Genomic DNA, 22,027 nt, shown 5'->3' with positions numbered 1-22,027 from the left:
GCGGCGAAGCGGCAAACCCGGCGCCGGCGCGGCATGCGCGCGGCGCCGGCGTTCATACGGTGGCGACCGGATTGACCGGCGACCCGACGAGCCCGCGCAGGTGCAGCGGCGGCGCGGTCAGCAGGAAGCGGTTGCGCCGGTGCGCGTGCAGCCAGTCGGCAAGCGGCGTCAGGTGCCATAGCTCGCCGAGGTGAATGCCGAGCTTGAACAGGCACAGCTCGTGCAGCGGCATCAGTGCGCCGGGCCGCTCGCGCGCCCGCGCATCGCGCGGTCGCTCCTCGACCGCGTGGTTGTCCGCCGCCAGCGCGGCAAGCCCCGACGCGTCGATCCATTCGAGCAGGCGCGGGTCGTTGCCGTCGAGCACGCAGCACACGTCCGGCGCGGCGGGTTCGCCGCGCGCGTCGGCGTCGAGCAGGCGATCGGCGAAGCCCGTATGCACGCACACGATGTCGCCGCGCTCGACGATCACGTCGTCCGCGCGCAGCACCGCCATCCACTCCGCGTAGCCGATCTTGCGCCGCTCGTCGCCGAAGTGGCGCCGCAGGTCGACCAGCACGCCGCGCCCCTGCACGCCCGTCTGCGCCATCACCTCGATGCCGAGCGCACGCGCGCCGCCGCGCGGCGCCCCCGCTTCGGGTACCTGAATGTGCTCGTCCATCCGGTAGCCGTTGTAGAACATGCGGGCCCGCTCGCCGTCACCCGCCGGATCGAACAGCGAGCCGACGTGCGACAGCGCATCCCACTGCGTCGAGAACTGCGAGTGCATGCAGAACGAATCGTCGCAGACGACATCGGTTGCGTTCGCAACCTGTTCATCCGCCCGATAACCGAAATACGGCTTGTCGCCGAGCAGTGCCGGCATGATCGCCGGCGGCCGGCGCCGCGCGTTCAACCCGCCGCCGCGCGGCACGTCGAGCGGCAGGCTCAGCGAAAACACGCGGCCTTCGCGCACCTCCGCGGCGCCGCGCAGCACCGCGTCGGCGGTCAGCCAGTTCAGGCGCCCTTTCTGATCGTCCGGGCCGAAATCCCCCCAGTTCGAGCCGGGCGGCCGATGGGTCCAGCGTGGTTCCATGGTGTCTCCTCCATCCAATGTCCAGGGTGCGGCGGCCGTCCTTCGCGGCCGCGTCGCACGTCGCGCCTACCGCGTGCGGATCACGCCCAGCCCCGCGAGCCGCTCGTATTCGCGTTCGCCGAGCAGCGGCAGCAGGATCTCGCGATTGTTCTCGCCGAGCGTGGGCGCGGGCCGGCGGAACGTGCCGGGCGTGGCCGACAGGCGCGGCGTGATGTTGTGCATCGGCAGGCTGCCGACGTCGTCGTCCGGCAGCTCGACGAGCGCCTCGCGCTCGATCACATAGTGATCCTGAACGATCTGCGCGATATCCTGGATCGGCCCGACCGTCACGCCCGCTTCTTCGAAGAACGCGAGATTGTCAGCGAGATCGCGCGCGGCGATGAATTCGCCGACGATCGCATCGAGCGCTTCCGCGTGCTGCACGCGCTGCACGTTGGTCGCGTAGCGCGGATCATCGATCAGCTCCGCGCGGCCGATCGCGCGGAACAGCCGCTCGGCCATCGCCTGCGTCGAGCTCGACAGGCACAGCCACTTGCCGTCGCGGGCCCGATACGCGTTGCGCGGCGCCGTGTTCGACGAGCGGCTGCCGGTGCGTTCCTTGATCTTGCCGGTCATCACGTAGTTCGCGGCGGCCGGGCCGAGGATCGACAGCAGCGGCTCGAACAGCGACACGTCGATCACCTGCCCTGCCGCGCCGTGCGCGTCCCGCGCATGCAGCGCGACCAGCACGGCGATCGCGCCGGACAGCCCGGCCGTCATGTCGCCGAGGAACATCGGCGGCAGCACCGGCTCGCGATCGGCGAAGCCGTTGATCGCCGCGAACCCGGCATATCCTTCCGCGAGCGTGCCGAAGCCCGGCTTGTGGCGGTACGGCCCGGTCTGCCCCCAGCCGGAGATCCGCGCGATCACCAGCTCGGGACGGATCGCGAGCAGGTCGTCCGGGCCGAGCCCCATCTTCTCGGCGACGCCGGGCTTGAAGCTTTCGACGAACACGTCCGCGTCGCGCACCAGCCGGCGAACGATGTCGATGCCCTCGGGCGCGCGCAGGTCGACGCACACGCTGCGCTTGTTGCGCCCGTATACCTTCCAGTTCGTGCTGATCCCGCCCGCCCCGACCGCGCGCAGCGTATCGCCGCGCTCGCTCTCGACCTTCACGACGTCCGCGCCGAAATCGGCGAGCTGCACGCTCAGCATGTTGCCGGCCATCAGGCGCGAGAGGTCGACGACGCGCACGCCCGCGAGCGGCCCCTGCGTGCCTGCGTCGAACGGTTTCGGATGAATCGGGCCGGTGGACGCGCGACGGTGCGCGCCGGCCGCGTGAGCGGCCTGCGGGTCGGGAACGAACATGCTTGTCTCCTGGTTGGTGTATGCGTCGTGCGAGGCGGACTGCAAGACGGACTTCGAGGCGCGCTCAGCCGCGCGCGACGCTACTCGAGCAGCGCGCCGAGCTGGTCGGCCGCGCGAAATGCCGCGCCTGCAGCGGGCAGATCGCCGCCGAGCGCATGCGTCAGCTCGGCGGCGGCCGCCTGCACGCGCGGCAGGTAGTCGGCCAGTACCTTCTTGTTGAAGCGGTAACGCGGCACGCCGAGCGAGATCGCGCCGCTGAGCACGCGGCCGACGCCGAATGCCGGGCACGCGATCGCCGCGCTTTCCGGATCGCGCTCGGCGATCGATACCGCGTAGCCCTGCTCGGCCGTCTTCTCGTAGTCGCCGCCGCGCGTGCCGCTGAACGCAAGCAGCACGCGCCCGGCCGCGCCGACGTCGAGCGGGAAGCGGTCGCCCTCGCGCAGGTGCGTGCGCACCGAGCGCTGCGCCTGGATGCGGAACAGGCACACGCGCTGGTCGCCTTCACGCACGTAGAACGCGGCCGTCTCGCCGGTTTCCGCCGACAGTCTCGACAGGATCGGCATCACGTACTCGCGCAGCTGGAACGACTCGCGATACATCATCCCGAGCTGGAACACGGCGGGCCCCAGCACATAGCGCCCGTCCGGCAGGCGCTTGATGAAGCGGAACTGCTCGAGCGACTCGAACATCCGCAACAGCGTGCTCATGTTGAGCCCCGTCTCCTCGCTCACCTGCGCGAGCATCAGCCCGCCGGGCGCGTTGCCGAATGCCAGCAGCGCGGTCAGCGCGCGGTTGACCGCGGCCACGCCGCCCTCTGCCGGACTGCTTGTCTCCACCTTGTTCATGTCCACCTCGTGCGATGCCGGGCTGTTCGTGTCAGGTCGGTGCCACGTTACGGTGGCCGGCACCAAAAAATGAAAGTCGCTTTCATTATACGCAGATCGTCGATGACATCAACATGAATCCGCACAGCTTCGTTCGGTCATCATCCTGCAATGTTCCTTGATACTAGGCGTTAACGATAATCTTGACGAATGCGGCCATCCACCACAAAAATGAAAGTGACTTTCATTTTATGAGACCGCAGATGAATTCATCGTCACAACCCGTCTGGCGCTCGCTGCTGTACGTCCCCGCGCACGTCCCCCGTTTCGTCGCATCGGCCGCCGCGAGCGACGCCGATGCGCTGATCCTCGATCTCGAGGACAGCGTCCCGCCCGCATGCAAGGCGGCCGCCCGCGACGGGCTGGCCGACGCCGTGCCGGCGCTGCGCGCGCCGGGCCGCGACCTGCTGGTGCGTGCCAACGGCCCGCTCGACCAGCTCGTGCCCGACCTGCGCGCGGCCGTCCGGGCCGGTGTGGACGGCGTCGTGCTGCCGAAGGTGCGCGGCGGCTCGCACCTCGAGGCGATCGACGAACTGCTGGCCGCGCTCGAAGAAGAAGCCGGCGCGCTGCCCGGCCGCACGCGGATCGTCGCGATCGTCGAAACGCCGCGCGCGTTCCAGGCCATGGACCGGATCGCGCAGGCGTCGCCGCGCGTCGTCGCGATGATGCTGGGCGGCGGCGACTTCGCGCTGAACTGCGAAAGCGGCGCGAGCGCCGATGTGCTGCGCGTGCCGAAACAGTTGCTGATCATCGCCGCGCGCGCCGCCGGCATCCTGCCGCTCGGCCTCATCGGCGGCCTCGACGAACTGCGCGATCTCGACGCGTTCGAGCGCATCGCGCGCGCGTCCGCGGAGCTCGGCTACGCAGGCGCGACCTGCATCCACCCGCTGCAGGTCGGCGCGCTCAACCGTGCGTTCCGGCCCGACGACGCCGCGGTGCGCGACGCGCACGCGGTGCTGGCCGCCTACGACGACGCACGCGCGAACGGGCGCGGCGCGCTGCGCGTCGACGGCCGGATGGTCGACGCGCCCGGCGTCGCCCGCGCGAAGCGCGTGCTCGCACGTCACGCGGCGGTACAGGCGCGCGCCGACGGCGTGCCCCGGTAATGCGGGCGCCGCCCTTCATCGCCGCGCGTTCATGCGCACGTCGCGCGGTGCGCGCACGCGCCCCGTCACGATGCCGTCCGTTCGCCCCCCGGCCCGGATAGCGTCGCCCCGCAGCACCGCCGCACCGCTCGACCGGCGCGGCGCCGAACTCAAACAAAGAACAAACCCTGGAAGGAGACAAACCATGGGCAAGCGGATGTCCGCACTGTGCGGACTTGGCCTCGTATCGGCCAGCGCCTGCGCGCAGAGCACGATCACGCTGTATGGCGTGGCCGACATCTATACGGAATTCCTCACCCATCAGGCCGCGCCCGGCGACAAGTCGTCGGCATCGCTCGTGCGGATGGCGTCGGGCGGCAAGAGCGGCTCGCGCTGGGGCCTGAAGGGCGTCGAGGAACTCGGCGGCGGCTGGCAGGCCGCGTTCCGGCTCGAAAGCGGCATCAACCTGAACAACGGCACCGGCACCGGCGCGGGCGGCTTCGACCGCTCCGCATGGGTCGGGCTGCAGCACGAGCGCTGGGGCGCGCTGCGGCTCGGCCACCAGTACACGACGCTGTTCGACGTCATGGAGCGCTATTCGCCGACGGGCGCGTACTCGACGCTGTACGAGCCGGCCGGCGCGATCGTCGGCGTCAACTTCCGCGAGAACAACGTCGCCAAGTACCTGGCGAAGATCGGCCCGCTGACGCTCGAAACGCACTATTCGTTCGGCGGCACGCCCGGCGCGTTCCAGTCGAACGCCGCTTATGGCGCCGGCTTCGACTATGCCGGCGGCGCACTCTCGCTCGCCGCCGCGTTCGACAACGTCAACACGCCGCAGCCGGGCGGCTTCGCGCATTTCCGCCGCTACGCCGCCGCCGCGATCGCGTCCGTCGGCCGTGCGCAGCTGCTGGCCGGCGTCACGCACGGCCAGAGCGGCGTCGCCGCACCGTCGGTCGTGACGCGCTACACGTTCTGGTGGGCCGGCGTGCGCTACGCGATCACCCCTTACCTGCAGGCGGTCGGCGCGTTCTATTACGAGGACATCCGCGCGCAGAATGCGCCGAACGCGCAGACACCCACGCCGCACCCGGCCAACCCGCAGCAGGTCACGCTGCAGCTGAACTACTTCCTGTCGAAAGCCGTCACGCTGTACCTGGCGGGCGGCTACGCGCGCCGCGCCGCGCTCGATTTCGACAACTACAACTACAACTTCCTCCACTACACGCTGGCCGGCGACCGCGCCAGCAGCGCGGGCCTGGCACTCGGCCTGCGCAAGCTGTTCTGACCTCGCCTCTCCCCAGTTTCAGGAACCTTCGGAGTCTTCGCACAATGAACCGCCGCCACTTCCTTTCCACGCTGACCGGCGCGGCGCTCGCGCTGCCGTTCGCCCACGCCCGCGCGGGCGTGCTGCCGGCCGCCGGCGCCACCCCCGGCCGCCCCGATCTCGCGCAGCAACTCGCCGACTACGCGGCCGGGCTGCAGTATCGCGACCTCGACGCCGCGACGATCGAGACGATCAAGGCGCACCTGATCGACGCGCTCGGCTGCGCGATCGCCGCGCACGACGAACGTCCGGTGCGGATCGCGCGCGACGCGGCGCTCGCGTCGCCGGGCGGCGTGTCGACGATCGTCGGCACGAACCAGCGCACGAGCCCCGATCTCGCCGCGTTCGCGACCGGCACCGCACTGCGCTACTACGATTTCAACGACGCTTACGCCGGCAAGGAGACCGGCCATCCGAGCGACAACATGTCCGCGTGCCTCGCAGTCGCCGAAGCGCAGCATGCGAACGGCCGCGACCTGATCCTGTCGATCGCGATCGCCTACGAGATCGCGTGCCGGCTGATGGACGCCGCCGCGATCAGCCCGCGCGGCTGGGATCACACGTGCTACAGCCTGCCCGCCGTCGCGCTCGCCGCGGGCAAGCTGATGCGCATGCCCGCGCCGCAGCTGGTGCAGGCGGTGAACCTGTCGATCAACAGTCATCTCGCGCTGAACCAGACGCGCGTCCAGGAATTGTCGAACTGGAAGGCGCTCGCCGATGCGGACGCGGCGCGCAACGCGGTGTTCTCGACGCAGCTCGCGCGCGCCGGGCTGACCGGCCCCGCGCCGATCTTCGAAGGCATGGCGGGATTCTTTCCGCAGGTGTCCGGGCCGTTCGCCGTCGACACGCGCGAATTCGGCGGGCGCGGCGGCGCGTTCCGGATCGGCAAGTGCTTCGTGAAGTTCTATCCCGCGCAAGGGCTCACGCAGACCGCGATTCCGGCGGCACTCGACGTCGCCGCGCAGGTCGGCGACCTGCGCCGCATCCGGCGCATCGAGATCGACACGACCGAAGTCGGTTATGTGACAGCCGGCCGCGACCGCGAAAAATGGGCGCCGTCGACGCACGAGACCGCCGACCACAGCCTGCCGTACATCGTCGCGCGCGCGATGCTCGACGGCGACATCACGACCGAGAGCTACCGCCCCGACGCGCTGCACGATCCGGCGCTGCGCGCGTTGATCGAGCGGATCACGGTGCGCGAGGACCCGGCGCTGACCGCCCGCTATCCCGCGCACGCGCCGAACCGGGTGACGGCCGTGTGCGAGGACGGGTCGACCTGCACGAAGCAGGTGGACGACCTGCCCGGCTCGCCGACGCGGCCGATGCGGCGCGACGACTACGATGCGAAGTTCACGAAGAACTGCCGGCGGCACTGGGGCCCGGCGCAGATCCGCGCGGCGCTCGATTACCTGTGGCGGCTCGACGAGCAGCCCGACATCGCGACGCTGCCGCCGCTGCTCGTCGTCGGCTGACCGACGTGAACGAACCCTAAGCTTCCGCCGCGACGCCGTGCCGTTCGAGCGCTTCCGCAACCTCGACGATGCGGCTGCGCAACCACGCGTGCGCGTTGCTGCCGTCGTAGCGCCGGTGCCAGTACAGCGACCACGCGACGGGCTCCATCGCGAGCGGCAGGTCGCGGATCACGAGCCGCGCATCGTCGAGGCTCAGCGCATGCCGCTCCGACATGATCACCGCGTACGGCAGCGCATCCAGCATGTTCGGCACGACGAGCCAGTGCGGCACGTTGAGCGCGATGCGCCGCGTGCAGTTCATGTTCGCAAGCAGGTTGTCGACCAGGCTGTGGTCGACCGGATTGATCGTCACGTTGAGGAAGTCGAGCGCGAGGAACCGGTCGAGCGTCAGCGGCGTGCCCGCTTCCGGATGGCTGCGGCTCATCACGCAGACCATCCGGTCATGAAACACGATTTGCGACGACAGCGTGCCCGAATGTTCGAGGCCGGCGCTGATCGCCAGGTCGAGCAGCCCCGATTCGAGTGCGTCGGCGGTCTTGGCCGCACTCATGTGCACGACGTCCATGCCGATATTCGGGCTGGTCAAGCGCATGCAGCGCAGCAAAGCCGGCAGCAAAAGCAATTCGGTGAGATCCGACATGCGCAACGTGAAATGGCGCTCGGACGTAAAAGGATTGAATTGATAATCCGATTCAAATAATTCCTCGATTTGTTGCATGATCTGTCGAATCGGCATCGCCAGCGCCTGTGCGCGCGGCGTCAACTCCATGCCGACCGCGGTGCGCGCCAGGATCTCGTCCTTGAACAGGAACCGCAGCCTCGCCAGCGCGTTGCTGACGGCCGGCTGCGTGAGGCCGACCTTCTGGCCGGCCCGGGTGACCTGTTTCTCCGTCAATAGCGCATCGAGTATGACCAGCAGGTTCAGATCGATCGAACGTAGATTCATGTTTGCGACCATCCACTAAACAGGTTAAACACCGCCTCCGATTGCGATTTCGAAATTCCGCAATCGGAGCAATCCCCTGATATTTAGTGCAATGCACAAGAATAGTCCAATCTTGACGTATCTATATTTTTAGGTATCGAGCGGTATTGGTTAATTTTTTAAATTAGTGGGTCCGTTTCGCATCGATTCTTTCGGATACCGTGCCAATCGGCCATTTGATTCGTGATTTTTGAAAAAAGGTCGCATTGAAAAAAATGCGGGCGACCACCGCCCCGGCGGCCGCCCGCAAGCTCAAACGGTCGCGACCGGATTCGCCGGTGCGCCGACCAGGCCGCGGATATGCAGCGGCGGCGCGGTCAGCAGAAACCGGTTCCGGCCGTGTGCATGCAGCCAGTTCGCGAGCGGCGTCAGGTGCCACAGCTCGCCGAGGTGAATACCGAGCTTGAACAGGCACAGTTCGTGAAGCGGCATCAGCGCGCCCGGTTGCGCGAGCGGTTGCGCATGTTGCGGACGTTCCTCGATCGCATGGTTGTCGGCCACGAGCGCGGCCAGCCCCGATTCGTCGATCCATTGCAGCAGCCGCGCATCGCCGCTGTCCAGCACGCACGCGCTCGCGACCGTCGCCGGCGATCCGCCATCGTCGTTCAGCAGCAGATCCGCAAAGCCGGTGTGAATGCAGACGATGTCGCCGCGCTCGACCTGCACGCGGTCCGCCTCCATCACCTGCATCAGTTGCGCGAAGCCGACCTTCGTGCGCGCGTCGCCGAAATGACGCCGCAGGTCGATCAGCACGCCGCGCCCCTGCACGCCCGTTTGCGCCATCACCTCGATGCCGAGCGCGTGCGCGCCGCCCGTCGCGTCGCCCTCTTGCGGCACCCGCAGATGCTCGCCCATCCGGAAGCCGTTGTAGAACACGATTTCAGGCACGCCGTCGTCGTCCGCGTCGAACACGCCGCCCACGTGCGACAGGCCGTCCCATTGCGTCGAGAACTGCGAGTGCATGCAGAACGAATCGTCGCAGACCACATCGGTTGCGTTCGCAACCTGTTCGTCCGCGCGATAACCGAAATACGGCTTGTCGCCAAGCAGCGCCGGCATGATCGCCGGCGGCCGCCGCCGCGCGTTCAGCCCGCCGCCGCGCGGCACGTCGAGCGGCAGGCTCAGCGAGAACGACAGCCCTTCCCGCACTTCGGCCGCGCCCTGCCGCACCTTGTCCGGCGTCAGCCAGTTCAGCCGCCCCTTCTGATCGTCGGGACCGAAGTCGCCCCAGTTCGAGCCGGGCGGTCGCTTTTTCCAGCGGGGTGCATTCAAGATCGGTGTCCTCCTTCCGTGCCCGACGTCAGCGCCGCGAGCGCATCGAACGGCGCATCGTCGGCGAGCGACCGTACCGCGTCGCGCAGCGCGAGCGCGCGCTCCATGCCGAGCGCCGAACTCGCCGCCAGCACGAATTTCGCGGTGAGTTCCTGCTCGGTCAGCGGCCGCGAATTCGTGCCCTTGCTCGACTCGATCCACGCCTCGCGCACTTGTCCGTCGCGCAGCTCGACGCGCAGCACGGCCGGCAGGAAATGCGGAAAACGCGCATCGCACCATGGATCGGCCACGCAACGCACCTTCGCGGCCAGGGCGCGCCGTGCGGGGTCCCGCGCAAGCGCATCGTCGAAATCGTCGAACCAGACGCCGAGCCCGCCGCCGCCGAGCAGCGCCGCCGCGACCGTGTACGGCCCCGAGAACGCCGCCGCATAACCGTTCGGCGGATTCGCCTTCAACTCCGCCGGCTCGCCGATCGTGCGCAGCGTCGACATCGCGACCCGCAGCTCGGCCGACACCACGTCGTCCGCCGTCACGCCTTGCGCCTTCAGTTGCAGCGCCGCGTCGATGCCCGGATGCGTGAAGTGGTTGCACGGATACGGCTTGAAGATGATCCGGCTCGTCTCCCATTCGTCGCCCAGGTCGCGCAGCACCGCGTCGACATCGGCGAGGTCGCCGCACCATGCGTGGAAGAAGCCGAAGCGGCCTTCGAGCGCGGTCGGCGGCGCGGTGACGCCCGCGCCCGCCAGTTCCGCCGCGCTCACGCCCGCATGCGCCGCCCAGCCGCAGTGAATCCGCTTCACCGAGCCGCCGGTGCGGTTCGCTTCGAGCAGGCCCGCGCCCATGCTCGCGGCAATGCCGAGCGCCGCCGCGATCTGCGCGGCGTCGAGCCCGAGCAGCATCGCCGCGGCCGCCGCCGCGCCGACCGTGCCGCAGATCGACGTCGCGTGCTGGCCGCGCTCGAAAAACACCGAATTGCCGAGCCGCTCGTTATAGGCGGCGACGCCCAGCCGGATGCACACCTCGGTGCCGACCGTGATCGCATCGAGCAGCGCCGCGCCCGACGCGCCGCTCGCCTGCGCGGCGGCGAGCGCGGCCGGAATCACCGACGCACTCGGATGCAGCACCGACAGCATGTGCGAATCGTCGAAGTCCATCGCATGCGCGAGCGTGCCGTTGACGAGCGCGGCACTCGCGGCCGGCAGCCGGTCGGGCGCGCCGATCACGCTCGCCGGGCCGGTGCCCGCCCAGCGCCGTGCGACCTGCAGCACCGACTGCACGACCGGTTCGTCGTGCGCGATCAGGCTGTTGCCGACCACGTCGAGCACGCGCGCGGCGGCCTCGACGCGCAGCCGGTATTCCAGCCCTCCGGCGCGCACCTCCGCCGCGAAGCGGCCGAGCGCGCCGACGATGCCGTCGGGTGGCGCGGGCCGGGCCGGTGCAACTGGATCGGCGGCCGCCGCCGGAGCGGAAAGCGTCTCGGGTGTGCTCATGCCAGTGCTCCACTGAGTCGAAGATTGTTCGCGAGCGCGAGCGTCACGCGCGCGTTGGCGATCAGCGGCGGCGCGACCACGCGGCCGTCCGGCAGCACGAAGACCGACGACGCCGAGGCCTTGCCCGCTGCCGCATCGACTGCCTCGAGCACCCGCTCGGCCGCGCGGATCTCGTCGTCCGACGGCGTGAACACCTCGTTGATCACCGCGAGCTGCGACGGATGAATCGCGAAGCGGCCGAGGAACCCCATCGACTTGGCGCGCAACGTCGATTCCCTCAGCCCGTCGAGATCGGGCAGCGTGTGATAGACGGTCTGGATCGGCCCGGCGAGCCCCGCCGCGCGAGACACCACGACGCAGCGCGCGCGGCACACCTCGAGCGTGAAGTTGTCGACGCCGATCTGCAGGTCCGCGCGCAGGTCGCTCTCGCCGAGCCCGATGCGCTCCAGCCGCGGCGACGCGGTCGCGAGCTGGTAAGCCGTCTCGACACCGTAAGCCGACTCGATCAGGATCTGGATGCTCGCCTCGCTGCCGAGCGCGTCGAGCCAGCCCGCCACTTCCTGGATATGCTGCGGCAGGTCGCATTTCGGCAGGCGCAGCGCCTGCAGCGCCGGCTGCGCGATCGCGTCGACGTCGTCGCGACACCACGGGCTGCCGATCGGGTTGATCCGCACGTAGGTCGGCTTCGGCGGGCCTTCCGCGAGAATCGCGGCGGCCGCCTCGCGCGCTTCGGCCTTGTGGCTGGCCGGCACGGCATCCTCGAGGTCGAGCACGATGGCATCGGCCTCGCTTGCATACGCCTTGTCCACCACCTGCGCCTTGTGCGCCGGCACGTAGAGGTAACTGCGGTAGGTTGCGCTGGTTTTCATACAATGCCCCGTTCGGTCAAATCGGCGATCTCGTGCCGCTCCAGTCCCAATGCGCCGAATACTTCGTCGTTGTGCGTGCCGCGCGCCGGTCCGCCCCAGCGGATCGCGCCGGGCGTGTCGGACAGCCGGAACGGCACGTTGTGCGTGCGGAACGCGCCGAGCTCCGCATCGGGCACCGACACGACCGAGCCGAGCGCCGCGTACTGTGGATCGCGGAGCACGTCGGCGACGTCGTAGATCGGCGCGACCGCCGCCTGCGCGCGCTCGAACTCGGCGATCACGTCGTCGCGCGAGCGCTGCCCGATCCAGCCGCCGACCGCCGCATCCAGTTCGTCCGCATGCTTCGCGCGCTCGGCGCCGTTCGCGAACCAGGGTTCGTCGATCAGGTCCGCTCGGCCGACGAGGCGCATCACGCGCTCCGCGATGCTGTGCGCCGACGTCGACAGCGCGACCCACTTGCCGTCCGACGTGCGGTACACCCCGCGCGGCGAATTGTTCGGCGAACGATTGCCGGTGCGCTCGGGCACCCGGCCCGTCTGGTCGTAGCTCGCGACCTGCGCGCCCATCGCGGCGAGCATCGTCTCGATGATCGCGAGATCGACGACCTGGCCGCGCCCGGTGTGCTCGCGCGCCTTCAGCGCCGTCATGATCGCGAACGCGGCGTTCAGCCCCGCGACGGTGTCCGCGAGCGGGAACGACGGCAGCAGCGGCGGCCCGTCGGCCTCGCCGGTGACCGACGCGAGCCCGCTCATCGCCTCGGCCAGCGTCCCGAAGCCGGGGCGGCTCGCATACGGGCCGAACTGCCCGAAGCCCGTCACCCGCACGAGCACGAGCCGCGGGTTGATCGCGGACAGCACGTCGTAACCGAGCCCCCAGCGTTCGAGCGTGCCGGGCCGGAAATTCTCGACGACCACGTCCGCCTGCGCCGCCATCTCGCGGAAGATCCGCTGGCCGTCGGCCGTGCCGAGATTCAGCGTGACGGCCCGCTTGTTGCGCGCGAGCACCTTCCACCACAACGGCACGTCGTCGCGACGCGCGCCGTACTTGCGCGCCGGATCGCCGTCCGGATGCTCGACCTTGATCACGTCGGCGCCGTAGTCCGCCAGCATCGTCGCCGCGAGCGGGCCCGCAAACAACGTCGCGGCGTCGATCACGCGAATGCCGTCGAGCGGCGCCGGTTTGGACGCGCCCGACGCCGCACCGGTGTCGACGCCCCCCATTTCCACAGTGGCCATGCCGTTCTCCAGTCAGATGGATTGCACGGCGCGCCGCACACCGACATCATCTGCATGACTAATCGTCCTGCAGCGATGCGGGCGCGGCGCGCGACCTGCCGCTCAGACGGCGTTGATCCGGTAGATCGGGAAATACGTCTGGATCTTCCCGTTCAGGTAGTCGGACGCGAGCTTCGGCACCTCGTCGAAATCGAAGATCTCGGTCGGCTCCTCGCCGATCCAGCCGCTCGTTTCCTGGAAATCGCGGATCGTGATGCTGTCGTCGTAGCGCCACGCGTGCGTGTGGATGTGCAGGCGGCGGTTGATGCACTCCGTCGCGCGCAGGTTCCACAGGCGCATCCCGGTCTTCCAGCCGACCGTCGTGACGATACCCGTGCGGCCGACCACGCGCATCGTCGCGCGATACAGTGCGCCGCCGAGGTTGTCGAGGAAGATCGCGACGCCGCGGCCGCCGCTCAGCTCCGCGATCGTCTCCGCGAACACCCGCTCCGACTCGCGATAGCTCGCCTGGTACTCCGGATCGGTCTTGTAGCGCTCGTCGTCATACGCGAGGTTCGGGAACTTGCGGCGATCGACCGGCGTGATGCCGAGCTTCGCGAGCTCCTCGAGGCGCCGGTCGTTGCTCGCCGTCATCGCGACGCGAAAACCCTCGCGCTTCGCGAGCTGCAGTTCGGCGAGCGTCGTGCCGCCGCCCCAGCCGAATACCAGGTAGTCGGCCGGATCGACGTCCGGCAGCTGCGAGCGCCAGCACGTCGACGCCACCTTCCAGTTGTCCCACGCGGTGAAGTAGCGGCCGTACGTCGCCCATTGCAGCAGCGAATGCCGGCTGTCCGTCGGCACCGCCACGAGGTTGTCGGCGCGCATCTTGGTCCGCTGCGCCATCACGCCGATCGTGCCCGGCGCGTCGTATGCGTAGACGAGCTCGGCGAACCCGTATTCATCGCGCTTGCCGAACGGCATCACCATGCAGATCTCGCCTTCCTTCAGCGTCTTCACGCCGCTGCCGCGCTCGACGATGCGCACCAGCGCACCGTTGCCGAGCACGATCTTGTCCTCGCGGCGCTGCCGGCAGATGTCGACCGGATTGCGCGACAGCGCGTGGTCGAGGTTCGCCTCCCACGATCCGTACAGCGGCTCGACCAGCACCTCGTCGGCTTCCAGATCGGAGAATTCGAAGGTCTCGCGACGCAGTTCGCCCGCCACGGGCGCCTGCTTCCTGCTCGGTTCCGGTCCTGCGTAGAGAACCCATGCATCGGTCTTGATCATCGTCATGCCTCGGTAAATGACTCTGTTTGAATGGTGCACGCCGAACACGCCGCTTCGTTCAGCGCGAATACGCCTGCTTCAGTGCCGCCTCCACGTCGGCCGTCGCGGCGACCTGCCCGAGCTTCGGGAAGATCTGCGTCAGCGCGAAGGTCTGCGCGTCGGTGGACGACGTGCTGACCGCGTCGCTGACGACGACGACGTTGTAGTTGTTCTCGTATGCCTGGCGCGCCGTCGATTCGACGCCGATGTTGGTTGCGATCCCGGTCAGCACGATGTCCGTGATGCCGCGCCGGCGCAGCTGCACGTCGAGGTCGGTGCCGGTGAACGCGCCCCACTGGTGCTTCGTCACGACGATGTCGGACGGCCCGACGCCGAGCGCCGGCGCGAACGCGCTCCATTCGGGGTCGAGATTCGGCGGCGCCGACGGCGCATCCGTCCTGACCTTCAGCGCGACGCCGCCGTCCGGCTGGTAGCTCGTGTGCACGTAGATCACGGGGAGCTTCAACGCGCGGAACGCGGTCGCGAGCTCGACCGTCTTCGCCACGACCTGCGCGCCGGTGTAGGGCACGACCGGCAGCGACACGATGCCGTTCTGCAGGTCGATGGCGACCAGGGCGACCGTGCGATTGAGCGTCGGAGTGGACATGTCAAAACCTCACTTCTGTTGGGGGATGGAAGAAGCGGCGGTATCCAGGTGCCGGCTCGACGCTGCGTTGAGCAGCAGCAGCACGCTGATGACCGCCAGGACGATGGCCAGCTCGCGCAGGCCGCGATCGCTCGCCGGATGGCCGAGCGCCAGCCCGACGAGCGCAAACGACAGGCTGCCGCCGACATACTGCGCAGTGCGGTACAGCCCCGAGGCCGTGCCGATCCGGTCGTGCGGCGCGCTCTGGTAGAGCGCGGCCTGGTTGCCGAGATTGTTGAAGCCGTTCGGCACGCCGAACACGATCGATAGCACTACGATCGACCAGATGGGCATCGCGCTGGTGAGCAGGCTCATCACGACGCTGCCGACGCACAGCATCGCGGAGCCGATGATCAGCACCGGCCGCGAGCCGTGACGGTGTGCGAGGCGGGTCGCGAGCATCGTCGCCACGGTGCCGATCCCGGCGACCGGCAGCATCACGAGGCCGGCATCGGCGGCGGACAGGTGCCTGGCCTCCTGCAGCCACATCGGCAGCGCATAGAAGATCGCGTAGAACACAGCGTAGGTGCCGACGCAACGCAGGTATGTACTCGTGAGCGCACGGTTGTCGCCGAGCATGCGGATGTCGATCAGCGGCGTCGCGGCCCGCCGCTCGTGCCCGACCAGCACCGGGCACAGCACCAGCGTCGCGACGAGCAGCAGCCAGTCGGGATCGTGCGTGACCGATTGCAGGAACAGCAGCAGGCTCGCGAGCGTCAGGACGAACAGCACGACGCCCGGCAGGTCCAGCTCCTTCAGCGTGCCCCGCAGCGTGCGGCGTTGCTGCGCGCCGCGCGGGACGACGTCGGCCGGAATCCACAGCCACGCCAGCACGAACGCGAGCAGCACGATCGGCACGTTGATCCAGAAGATCGCACGCCAGCCGGCGAACTGCACGAGCGCGCCGCCGAGCGGCGGCCCGAACGCGACGGCCACCTGTGCCGCCACCGAGATCGCGCCGAGTCCGCCCGTCGGCGTCGCGCCGTTCGCGTGCCGCTGCGACCACGTGCGGATCATCGCCATGCCGGCCGGATACGCGGCCGACGTGCCGATGCCGAGCGCGACGCGCGACGCGATCAGCCACCCGAGTGACGGTGCGAACGGCGCGAGCGCGGACGCGATCAACACGATCGCGAGGCCGATGCAGAAGATCCGCTTCGCACCGAACCGGTCGGCGAGCCGCCCCATCGTCGGCTGGCCGACGGCCGTCGCGAGATAAAGGCCCGACACGAGCCACATCGTGTCGATGCGTTCATGCCCGTGCGGGTTGAACGCCTGCTGGATGCTGACGAGCGCGACCGCGATCATCGACGAGTTCAGCGCGTTGAGCAGCGTGCCGAGCACGATCGGGCCCACCAGCCTGGCCGGCAGGCGCGGGCCCGCCGCACGCGCATTGCCGCCTGCCGGCGTGACACCGGAAGACGGGGCTGACACTTTGGCAGGTCGATCGCGGTTCGTTGTCATGGCATCGTCACTGGGTGGTTTCGCGTCGCTCGATCAAATTCGAACGTGCGTTCACCTTACCGTTACGATTGCCGTGAATGAAATGGATTGTTGCGATGCACACATTCGTCGCTTGAATGCGGATCGCGAACCGCGATGATCGAGCGTGTCTCCGGCGAGCCGGGAATGAAATCGTCAAACGCCCTGCATTCCTTGCTGGACGGTCATACTCTCGGGTCGAGACGGATTTTTCAGTTGGAGTACGAAGCGATTTTCCCCGTGCACTTCCAACGACTGACGATCGTTTTATGCGGCAGTGCAACGGGAATTCAGAGCAGTGGCTCTAGACCGGCCCCACACTCGCGAGTGCGGGGTAATCGGCGTCGTTGCGCCCTGCGCTCTCAGGATGAGATCCTGACGCGTTCGAGGCTGACGGGGCTGCATGGCCGATTGCCGTCACGACAGCGCGCCGACGCCTCCGGAACGGTTCCGCGATGATGCGCGTATCGACCGCGCCGAAGCACCGACAGGCCACGCCCTGGTGACCGTTATCGACGACGCGCTGAAGAAACCACTCGATGCACGACGATCCGCTCGATCACGGCAGGCGCGACGCCGGACATGCCGGCGTCGCGCGATGCCGCGCTTGCTTCCTGTCATCGATTACACGCCTTGATTCTTCAAGCGGTTCGCGTGCGTGCGGATTACCGCCACCGGATCCTCCACATTCGCGCCGAGCACGCCGAGGATCTGGTTGATCGCATCGGTGTGATTCCAGTGATACGTGCCGAGCACCTGGCCAAACCGCGCGCTGCATTGCGACACGACGCCGTCGTTCGGACCGGCGCTGCGATTGATCATCACCGTGCCGCTGCCGAGGAGTGCCAGCGTCGACGGATCGAGCGCGTTCGCCGGATCGATGGCCCCGCTCACGCTCGTATCGACGGCCCCTGTCACGCCGGCCACCGTCGCTGTCGGCTGGATCGCCGTGCCGCCCCACGAATAAAGCAGGTGCGTATTGCCGCCGACAGTCTCCGTTGACGCGCCGGTTTGACACGAGCCCGGCGCGCCGAGACCCGCGCTCGGGAATTTCTGGTTGTATGCGGCGGCCTTTGCCGTCGTCAGCACCGACAACGCCTGAATCGCATTCTGGTTCGTATTGAAGTTGCTGCTCGTCAACGTGCCGAGCGCATTCGCGAATGCGCCGAGCACGGTCGACGACAGGCCGGTCGGGTCCGTCTGCAACAGTTGCTGCACGAAGTCCGCGAATTGCGAGCCCCAGTGCGGCGTACTGATCGTCGTCACCGATGCGACCAGTTCCGGCGCAACGGACGCAACATAACGCGATGTCAGGCCGCCCTGGCTATGGCCGATCAGATTCACCTTCTGCGCGCCCGTCGCCGCGAGCACCTGCTTCACGAACGCAAGCAATTGCTCGCCACGCCCGTTCGGGCCATCGTCGCTCTGGAAGCCGGACAGGTTGGCAACGTATACCGCCGCGCCGTGCGCCCGCAGGTCCTCCGGAATGCGATACCAGTACTCGACGACGCCACCGTACTTGTCGGTGCCGGTCAGCCCGTGCACGAGAATGATCGGGTACCGGGTCGCCGCGTAGTCGTCAACGGCGGTCGTCGCGGCGGAAACGGCCTGCGCGCCGGCCAGCGACAGAACGGTTCCAACACTCGCGGCCGGGGCCGCGTTCATTGCGATCGCCACCACGGTCGCCACTGCCTTCGCTCGTATCGATCTGCTCATCTTGCTCTCCATTTTTTACGTACATGTCAGTTGCTCGAGGATGAGGATGCGGAAATCGCTGATGCAGCGACGCTTCCGGCACTGAAGCGTCGCCCGCGCGCGGGATGTCGGCCGTACCGACTCGACGGCTTGGCGCGACGGCTTGGCGCGACGTACTCCGATGCCGGAAAACGAATAAAAACGAACACAAACGAACGTTTTCGCACCAGCACGCGAAGTGAATCACGTTCAACAACGCTGTGCAGGTTGTTAGACAGGGCCCTCCAGTCAGTTGACAACGGGTGCATCAACCACTAGCTCCATCGTTCTTCCTCGACGTCTTGTGATCCCGGCCGTTGCGGCTTTGCACCGACAAGCAACACGCGGATCACACATTTCCGGCCAGGGGAGACCGCAACGCCGGATGTCACAACCGCACCGGCACCTCGACCCGCCCGACGTGCCTTATCGCGTTGCCGTCATGGAGCAATGGTCATCAAAGATGCAAAGGAGACCAAACGATCATGTGGAGAAACCCGCATTGCGCGGGTGGAACCGGTTTTCAGTGCCGGCAACACTGTTGGTCTTGGGGCTTTGCAGGCCCGTCGGTTGGGCGCATACGCCCGACTGACGGGAGCATTCGGCAGGCGGCGTCTCGCCGAGCGCGGCGTACCCGAGCGCGGCCTGCGTGCGGCGAATCAACGTGGAGAGGAAGCGCCGCGCTGGCGTCTGCTTCGCGGTGTGCGTCGCGCGCTGCCGTGCGGTGCCAGGCCCGGGGCATCATTCAGCATCCAATTCGCGAAAGCCTGTAACGGCCCCTGGGCCAGTTCGATCGGTTCGGGCAGGACGAGGCAGAAGTTTTTCGTGACGGACCTGCCCGCCGGCCAGGGTGCGACCAGCCGCCCCTGCTCCAGCTCCGCGTCGACGTAAAGACGCGGCACCAGCGCGACACCCAGGCCCGCGAGCGCCGCTTCGATCAGCATCGAATGGAGATCGTAGCGCGCGCCAACCGCCGAATTGCCCAGCACGATGCCGGACTCCTGCGCATAGGCCTGCCACGCGTCCGGGTTCTGCCGCCGGTGAAGGCGTGGCAATGCATCGAGCGACGGGTTCGCCCCGGCGCCCGCCAGCAACGCCGGACTGCATACGGGCACCAGCACTTCCTCCAGCAGCGGATGCAGATGCATTCCCGCCCATGCCGGATGCTCGAAATGGATGGCGGCATCGAAACCGCTCCCGGCCAGCAGGAACGGTTCCATGCGCTCGGCGATATGCACCGTGACGTTCGGATGCCGGTCCTGAAAGTGTTTCAGCCGGGGGATCAGCCAGCGTGTGGCGAAGGTCGGAATGGCGGCGATATCGATGCTCGCGCCTTCGACGGGCTGCCCCATCAGGTACAGACTGTCCCGTTCCAGCCGATCCAGAATCTCGCGAACCTGCACCGCGTACCGCGCACCGTTCGGTGCCAGTCGTACCCGGTTGCCGATCCGCTCGAACAGCGTGACACCCAGGAACGCCTCCAGCCGGCCGATCTGACGGCTGACGGCGCCCTCGGTTCGCGCGAGTTCATCAGCGGCTCGGGCAAAGCTGCCGTGTCGGGCCGCGGCTTCGAACGCCTGCAGCGCGGAATTGCTCGGGATCTTGCGGGGCATGTGTGGCTCGCCGGTCAGGGTGGGTTCGACGTCAGCTTGAGCAAATATCACTGAAGGCTGACTTTATTTCGTTTTATGGGGTGCAAATGCGAGCTTAGCATTACGTTACCGCACTGACCATCAAGCGCCCGCCGAGGGACGTGCACCTTGCTCAAAGGACGATCCGATGATCTACACCGTGGAATGCAGCTTCGCCGACGTCGACAGCGAAGCCGAATGGAACGACTTCTACAGCCTTGAAAAGCTGCCTGCCCTGATCTCGGTGACGGGGTTTCACACGTCGCAGCGGTTCAAGGCGATCGGCAGCGGTTGCCCTGTCTATCTGGCGATTCACACGATCGACGGTCTCGATGTGCTGACCGGCGACGAATATCGCCGGAAAGGCGGCGGCAATTTTGCGAAATGGCAGCAGCACATCACCGACTGGCATCGCAATCTCTATAGCGATATCGGATTGGCCCCGGCGGTGGCGGAAGGCGAACGCCTCGCGCTGTGCGCCGGCGGCCCTGATCCGCTGATCCGGTTGGGCCTCGACCCGCTGGCCATGCAAGCCGTCGCGCTGGAGCAGTTTCCGGCACGACGCTGGCTCGCCGTCGTGCCGCGCAACAGCGTGCCGCTTGTCGAGGAGCGCGCGGAAGGCATTCACCTTTACGCGCCGATGACGGAGCAACTGACGAGCGCACGCGCCATTTCGACTGCCCAGGAGTAAGCCCACGATGCCGAACGTCACTTTCTCGATCGATGCACAGCGGATGCCCGCTGACGAAAATCTTGCCGAGCTGTCGCGCGACTGCGTCGAGCTCTGTACGCATGTGCTCGGCGCGGAGCTCAAGAACGTCCACGTCATTTTTCAGGCGGTTCTGCACGGGCACGGACATCCTGTCTACGCGGACATTCGGTATCGCGCCGGGGCGCCCCGCACGTCGGCGGTCATGGACCGGTTCATGGAAGCGCTGGATCGTGCGATCGTCCAGCGCACCGGCCTCACCGCGCGCATTCGGTGTTTTGGTTATACCGCGTCGAACATTCACGCCCGCAACTAGTCCACCATTCGCCGATCCGGAGAAGCACGATGGCCATGCTTACCTTTCCCGGCCAGCAAGTCGGGGATTTCACGATTACTGCCATCAGCGATGGCTACCTCACCGCGAGTCTCGACTTTCTGTCGAATATCGATCCGGCCGACGCGTCGAACATGCAGCGTGATGCCGGGCAGAAGGCACCAGAAGCCGTGCACATCAATTGCTACGTCGTACGCGGCGCGGGCCGCACCGTGCTCATCGACGCCGGGGCGGGCGGGTTCAGGCAATGGGGCGGCCAACTCGGGACGAACCTCGCGCTTGCCGGTATCGAGCCCGCCGCGATCGACACCATCCTGCTGACCCACGCGCATCCCGACCATGTCGGGGGGCTCGTGAACGGTGCAGGAGAGATCGCGTTCCCGAATGCGGAACTGGTCGTGCATCGACGCGAGGTCGGGTTCTGGCAGGACGACGGGAATCTGAGTCGCGCCAGCGAACGGGCACGCGGAAATTTCGCGGTGGCGCGTCGGGTGTTCGATGCTTATGGCGACCGGCTTCGTCTTTTCGACGACGGGCAAGTGCTCCCCGGCATCGACGCACTGCCGATACCGGGGCACACCGACGGGCACACCGGATATGTGCTTGAATCCCGCGATCAGGGGCTTCTTGTGTGGGGAGACGTGGTTCATTTCCCGCATATCCAGATTCAGCGACCGGAGGTGTCGATTGCCTTCGATCACGATGCGTCGTTGGCCGCTGCTACGCGGTCACGGCTTCTGGACCAGGTCAGTTCGGAGGGGCTGTTGATCGCCGGCATGCATCTGGGGGAACGCGGGTTCGCACGCATCGAGCGAATGAATGGGGGATACCGTTTGCGCTATGAGCGCGAGGAATGAAGCAGACGGCCTCCAGATACTGGCCACTCGCCGCGATCGCGCGGACATCCGCATCGCGACCGCTGCGCGTCCGACCTTCACGCAAGCCTGCTTCACACGCCACTCGCCGCCAGCGAGACCACACATGAAACGTGCGAACGGGCATTGCCCCCGCCAAACGCCGAGCCGCGTTATTCACCCGTTTTAACCGAGTGGCGCTTTTTGAGGGTTATACGACCTTTGCGCCATACGCCTCGCGTTCCATACTGCACGTGGAAGATCGAGCCGGAAAAGGCACACAGACGCAAT

The 22,027-nt window shown here is 67.6% G+C and carries 19 protein-coding genes; 6 read left to right on the top strand and 13 right to left on the bottom strand.

The window, feature by feature from the left end; all coding sequences use genetic code 11:
• Nucleotides 1-52: 52 nt before the first annotated feature.
• The 3 genes from PQB87_RS36100 to PQB87_RS36090 all read right to left on the bottom strand — a co-directional run bounded on the left by PQB87_RS36100 (nt 53) and on the right by PQB87_RS36090 (nt 3,264).
• Nucleotides 53-1,072, bottom strand: a complete 1,020-nt coding sequence (locus PQB87_RS36100) for a cyclase family protein (RefSeq protein WP_153490815.1) — start codon at nt 1,070-1,072, stop codon at nt 53-55.
• A 66-nt stretch (nt 1,073-1,138) separates the two neighbouring features.
• The gene (locus PQB87_RS36095) at nt 1,139-2,419 is read right to left on the bottom strand and encodes a CaiB/BaiF CoA transferase family protein (protein WP_489245048.1); all 1,281 of its coding nucleotides are present in this window, start codon (nt 2,417-2,419) and stop codon (nt 1,139-1,141) included.
• A gap of 80 nt (nt 2,420-2,499) precedes the next feature.
• Nucleotides 2,500-3,264 carry an IclR family transcriptional regulator gene (locus PQB87_RS36090; RefSeq protein ID WP_048027293.1) on the bottom strand — a complete coding sequence of 255 codons (765 nt, stop codon included), beginning with the start codon at nt 3,262-3,264 and terminating at the stop codon, nt 2,500-2,502.
• Between the two features lie 242 nt (nt 3,265-3,506).
• On the opposite strand from PQB87_RS36090, the gene PQB87_RS36085 reads away from it, so the two are divergent.
• The 3 genes from PQB87_RS36085 to PQB87_RS36075 all read left to right on the top strand — a co-directional run bounded on the left by PQB87_RS36085 (nt 3,507) and on the right by PQB87_RS36075 (nt 7,190).
• Entirely contained in the window at nt 3,507-4,409 is a 903-nt protein-coding gene (locus PQB87_RS36085) for an HpcH/HpaI aldolase/citrate lyase family protein (protein WP_059688248.1), read from the top strand.
• Nucleotides 4,410-4,593: 184 nt separating this feature from the next.
• Entirely contained in the window at nt 4,594-5,676 is a 1,083-nt protein-coding gene (locus PQB87_RS36080) for a porin (protein ID WP_059688249.1), read from the top strand.
• A 44-nt stretch (nt 5,677-5,720) separates the two neighbouring features.
• Nucleotides 5,721-7,190 (top strand): MmgE/PrpD family protein, encoded by a 1,470-nt coding sequence (locus PQB87_RS36075; RefSeq protein WP_059688250.1) that lies wholly within the window; start codon nt 5,721-5,723, stop codon nt 7,188-7,190.
• Nucleotides 7,191-7,206: 16 nt separating this feature from the next.
• On the opposite strand, the gene PQB87_RS36070 is transcribed toward PQB87_RS36075, so the two are convergent.
• The 10 genes from PQB87_RS36070 to PQB87_RS36025 all read right to left on the bottom strand — a co-directional run bounded on the left by PQB87_RS36070 (nt 7,207) and on the right by PQB87_RS36025 (nt 19,821).
• On the bottom strand, nt 7,207-8,136 hold the full coding sequence (locus PQB87_RS36070) for a LysR family transcriptional regulator (protein WP_124544475.1): 930 nt from the start codon (nt 8,134-8,136) through the stop codon (nt 7,207-7,209).
• A 291-nt stretch (nt 8,137-8,427) separates the two neighbouring features.
• Nucleotides 8,428-9,447 carry a cyclase family protein gene (locus PQB87_RS36065; RefSeq protein ID WP_059621316.1) on the bottom strand — a complete coding sequence of 340 codons (1,020 nt, stop codon included), beginning with the start codon at nt 9,445-9,447 and terminating at the stop codon, nt 8,428-8,430.
• A complete protein-coding gene (locus PQB87_RS36060) occupies nt 9,444-10,937 on the bottom strand; it encodes an MmgE/PrpD family protein (RefSeq protein WP_489245044.1) in 1,494 nt (497 codons plus the stop codon). The genes PQB87_RS36065 and PQB87_RS36060 overlap by 4 nt, the downstream gene beginning before the upstream one ends.
• A complete protein-coding gene (locus PQB87_RS36055) occupies nt 10,934-11,806 on the bottom strand; it encodes an HpcH/HpaI aldolase/citrate lyase family protein (RefSeq protein ID WP_489245043.1) in 873 nt (290 codons plus the stop codon). Before PQB87_RS36055 ends, PQB87_RS36060 begins: the two co-directional genes overlap by 4 nt.
• Nucleotides 11,803-13,041, bottom strand: a complete 1,239-nt coding sequence (locus PQB87_RS36050) for a CaiB/BaiF CoA transferase family protein (protein ID WP_153491500.1) — start codon at nt 13,039-13,041, stop codon at nt 11,803-11,805. The genes PQB87_RS36055 and PQB87_RS36050 overlap by 4 nt, the downstream gene beginning before the upstream one ends.
• A gap of 102 nt (nt 13,042-13,143) precedes the next feature.
• Nucleotides 13,144-14,307, bottom strand: a complete 1,164-nt coding sequence (locus tag PQB87_RS36045; RefSeq protein WP_027792762.1) for a quinone oxidoreductase family protein — start codon at nt 14,305-14,307, stop codon at nt 13,144-13,146.
• Between the two features lie 58 nt (nt 14,308-14,365).
• On the bottom strand, nt 14,366-14,953 hold the full coding sequence (locus PQB87_RS36040; RefSeq protein ID WP_027792763.1) for a hydrolase: 588 nt from the start codon (nt 14,951-14,953) through the stop codon (nt 14,366-14,368).
• Nucleotides 14,954-14,962: 9 nt separating this feature from the next.
• Nucleotides 14,963-16,456: an MFS transporter gene (locus tag PQB87_RS36035; protein WP_341774742.1), complete on the bottom strand. Its 1,494-nt coding sequence runs from the start codon at nt 16,454-16,456 to the stop codon at nt 14,963-14,965.
• 642 nt (nt 16,457-17,098) lie between these two features.
• Nucleotides 17,099-18,190: a triacylglycerol lipase gene (locus PQB87_RS36030; protein ID WP_489245040.1), complete on the bottom strand. Its 1,092-nt coding sequence runs from the start codon at nt 18,188-18,190 to the stop codon at nt 17,099-17,101.
• Between the two features lie 677 nt (nt 18,191-18,867).
• Nucleotides 18,868-19,821 (bottom strand): LysR substrate-binding domain-containing protein, encoded by a 954-nt coding sequence (locus PQB87_RS36025; protein WP_431208817.1) that lies wholly within the window; start codon nt 19,819-19,821, stop codon nt 18,868-18,870.
• Nucleotides 19,822-19,987: 166 nt separating this feature from the next.
• Here PQB87_RS36025 and PQB87_RS36020 point away from each other — a divergent pair, with 166 nt between their 5' ends.
• The 3 genes from PQB87_RS36020 to PQB87_RS36010 are packed head-to-tail and all read left to right on the top strand — an operon-like array spanning nt 19,988 to nt 21,739.
• The gene (locus PQB87_RS36020; RefSeq protein ID WP_059710598.1) at nt 19,988-20,530 is read left to right on the top strand and encodes a hypothetical protein; all 543 of its coding nucleotides are present in this window, start codon (nt 19,988-19,990) and stop codon (nt 20,528-20,530) included.
• A gap of 7 nt (nt 20,531-20,537) precedes the next feature.
• Entirely contained in the window at nt 20,538-20,864 is a 327-nt protein-coding gene (locus PQB87_RS36015; RefSeq protein ID WP_060220842.1) for a hypothetical protein, read from the top strand.
• 29 nt (nt 20,865-20,893) lie between these two features.
• On the top strand, nt 20,894-21,739 hold the full coding sequence (locus PQB87_RS36010; protein WP_489245037.1) for an MBL fold metallo-hydrolase: 846 nt from the start codon (nt 20,894-20,896) through the stop codon (nt 21,737-21,739).
• Nucleotides 21,740-22,027: the final 288 nt, after the last annotated feature.

It is taken from the genome of Burkholderia sp. KL41 (assembly GCF_057005415.2).
The sequence above is the reverse complement of the archived record's forward strand: the minus strand, read 5'-3'. Positions and strand labels throughout refer to the sequence as shown.

What these genes read in the sequence shown, in the direction of transcription:
- PQB87_RS36100 (WP_153490815.1), bottom strand. Translation starts at nt 1,072, where the DNA reads ATGGAACCACGCTGGACCCATCGGCCGCCCGGCTCGAACTGGGGGGAT.
- PQB87_RS36095 (WP_489245048.1), bottom strand. Translation starts at nt 2,419, where the DNA reads ATGTTCGTTCCCGACCCGCAGGCCGCTCACGCGGCCGGCGCGCACCGT.
- PQB87_RS36090 (WP_048027293.1), bottom strand. Translation starts at nt 3,264, where the DNA reads ATGAACAAGGTGGAGACAAGCAGTCCGGCAGAGGGCGGCGTGGCCGCG.
- PQB87_RS36085 (WP_059688248.1), top strand. Translation starts at nt 3,507, where the DNA reads ATGAATTCATCGTCACAACCCGTCTGGCGCTCGCTGCTGTACGTCCCC.
- PQB87_RS36080 (WP_059688249.1), top strand. Translation starts at nt 4,594, where the DNA reads ATGGGCAAGCGGATGTCCGCACTGTGCGGACTTGGCCTCGTATCGGCC.
- PQB87_RS36075 (WP_059688250.1), top strand. Translation starts at nt 5,721, where the DNA reads ATGAACCGCCGCCACTTCCTTTCCACGCTGACCGGCGCGGCGCTCGCG.
- PQB87_RS36070 (WP_124544475.1), bottom strand. Translation starts at nt 8,136, where the DNA reads ATGAATCTACGTTCGATCGATCTGAACCTGCTGGTCATACTCGATGCG.
- PQB87_RS36060 (WP_489245044.1), bottom strand. Translation starts at nt 10,937, where the DNA reads ATGAGCACACCCGAGACGCTTTCCGCTCCGGCGGCGGCCGCCGATCCA.
- PQB87_RS36055 (WP_489245043.1), bottom strand. Translation starts at nt 11,806, where the DNA reads ATGAAAACCAGCGCAACCTACCGCAGTTACCTCTACGTGCCGGCGCAC.
- PQB87_RS36050 (WP_153491500.1), bottom strand. Translation starts at nt 13,041, where the DNA reads ATGGCCACTGTGGAAATGGGGGGCGTCGACACCGGTGCGGCGTCGGGC.
- PQB87_RS36045 (WP_027792762.1), bottom strand. Translation starts at nt 14,307, where the DNA reads ATGATCAAGACCGATGCATGGGTTCTCTACGCAGGACCGGAACCGAGC.
- PQB87_RS36040 (WP_027792763.1), bottom strand. Translation starts at nt 14,953, where the DNA reads ATGTCCACTCCGACGCTCAATCGCACGGTCGCCCTGGTCGCCATCGAC.
- PQB87_RS36035 (WP_341774742.1), bottom strand. Translation starts at nt 16,456, where the DNA reads ATGACAACGAACCGCGATCGACCTGCCAAAGTGTCAGCCCCGTCTTCC.
- PQB87_RS36030 (WP_489245040.1), bottom strand. Translation starts at nt 18,190, where the DNA reads ATGAGCAGATCGATACGAGCGAAGGCAGTGGCGACCGTGGTGGCGATC.
- PQB87_RS36025 (WP_431208817.1), bottom strand. Translation starts at nt 19,821, where the DNA reads ATGCCCCGCAAGATCCCGAGCAATTCCGCGCTGCAGGCGTTCGAAGCC.
- PQB87_RS36020 (WP_059710598.1), top strand. Translation starts at nt 19,988, where the DNA reads ATGATCTACACCGTGGAATGCAGCTTCGCCGACGTCGACAGCGAAGCC.
- PQB87_RS36015 (WP_060220842.1), top strand. Translation starts at nt 20,538, where the DNA reads ATGCCGAACGTCACTTTCTCGATCGATGCACAGCGGATGCCCGCTGAC.
- PQB87_RS36010 (WP_489245037.1), top strand. Translation starts at nt 20,894, where the DNA reads ATGGCCATGCTTACCTTTCCCGGCCAGCAAGTCGGGGATTTCACGATT.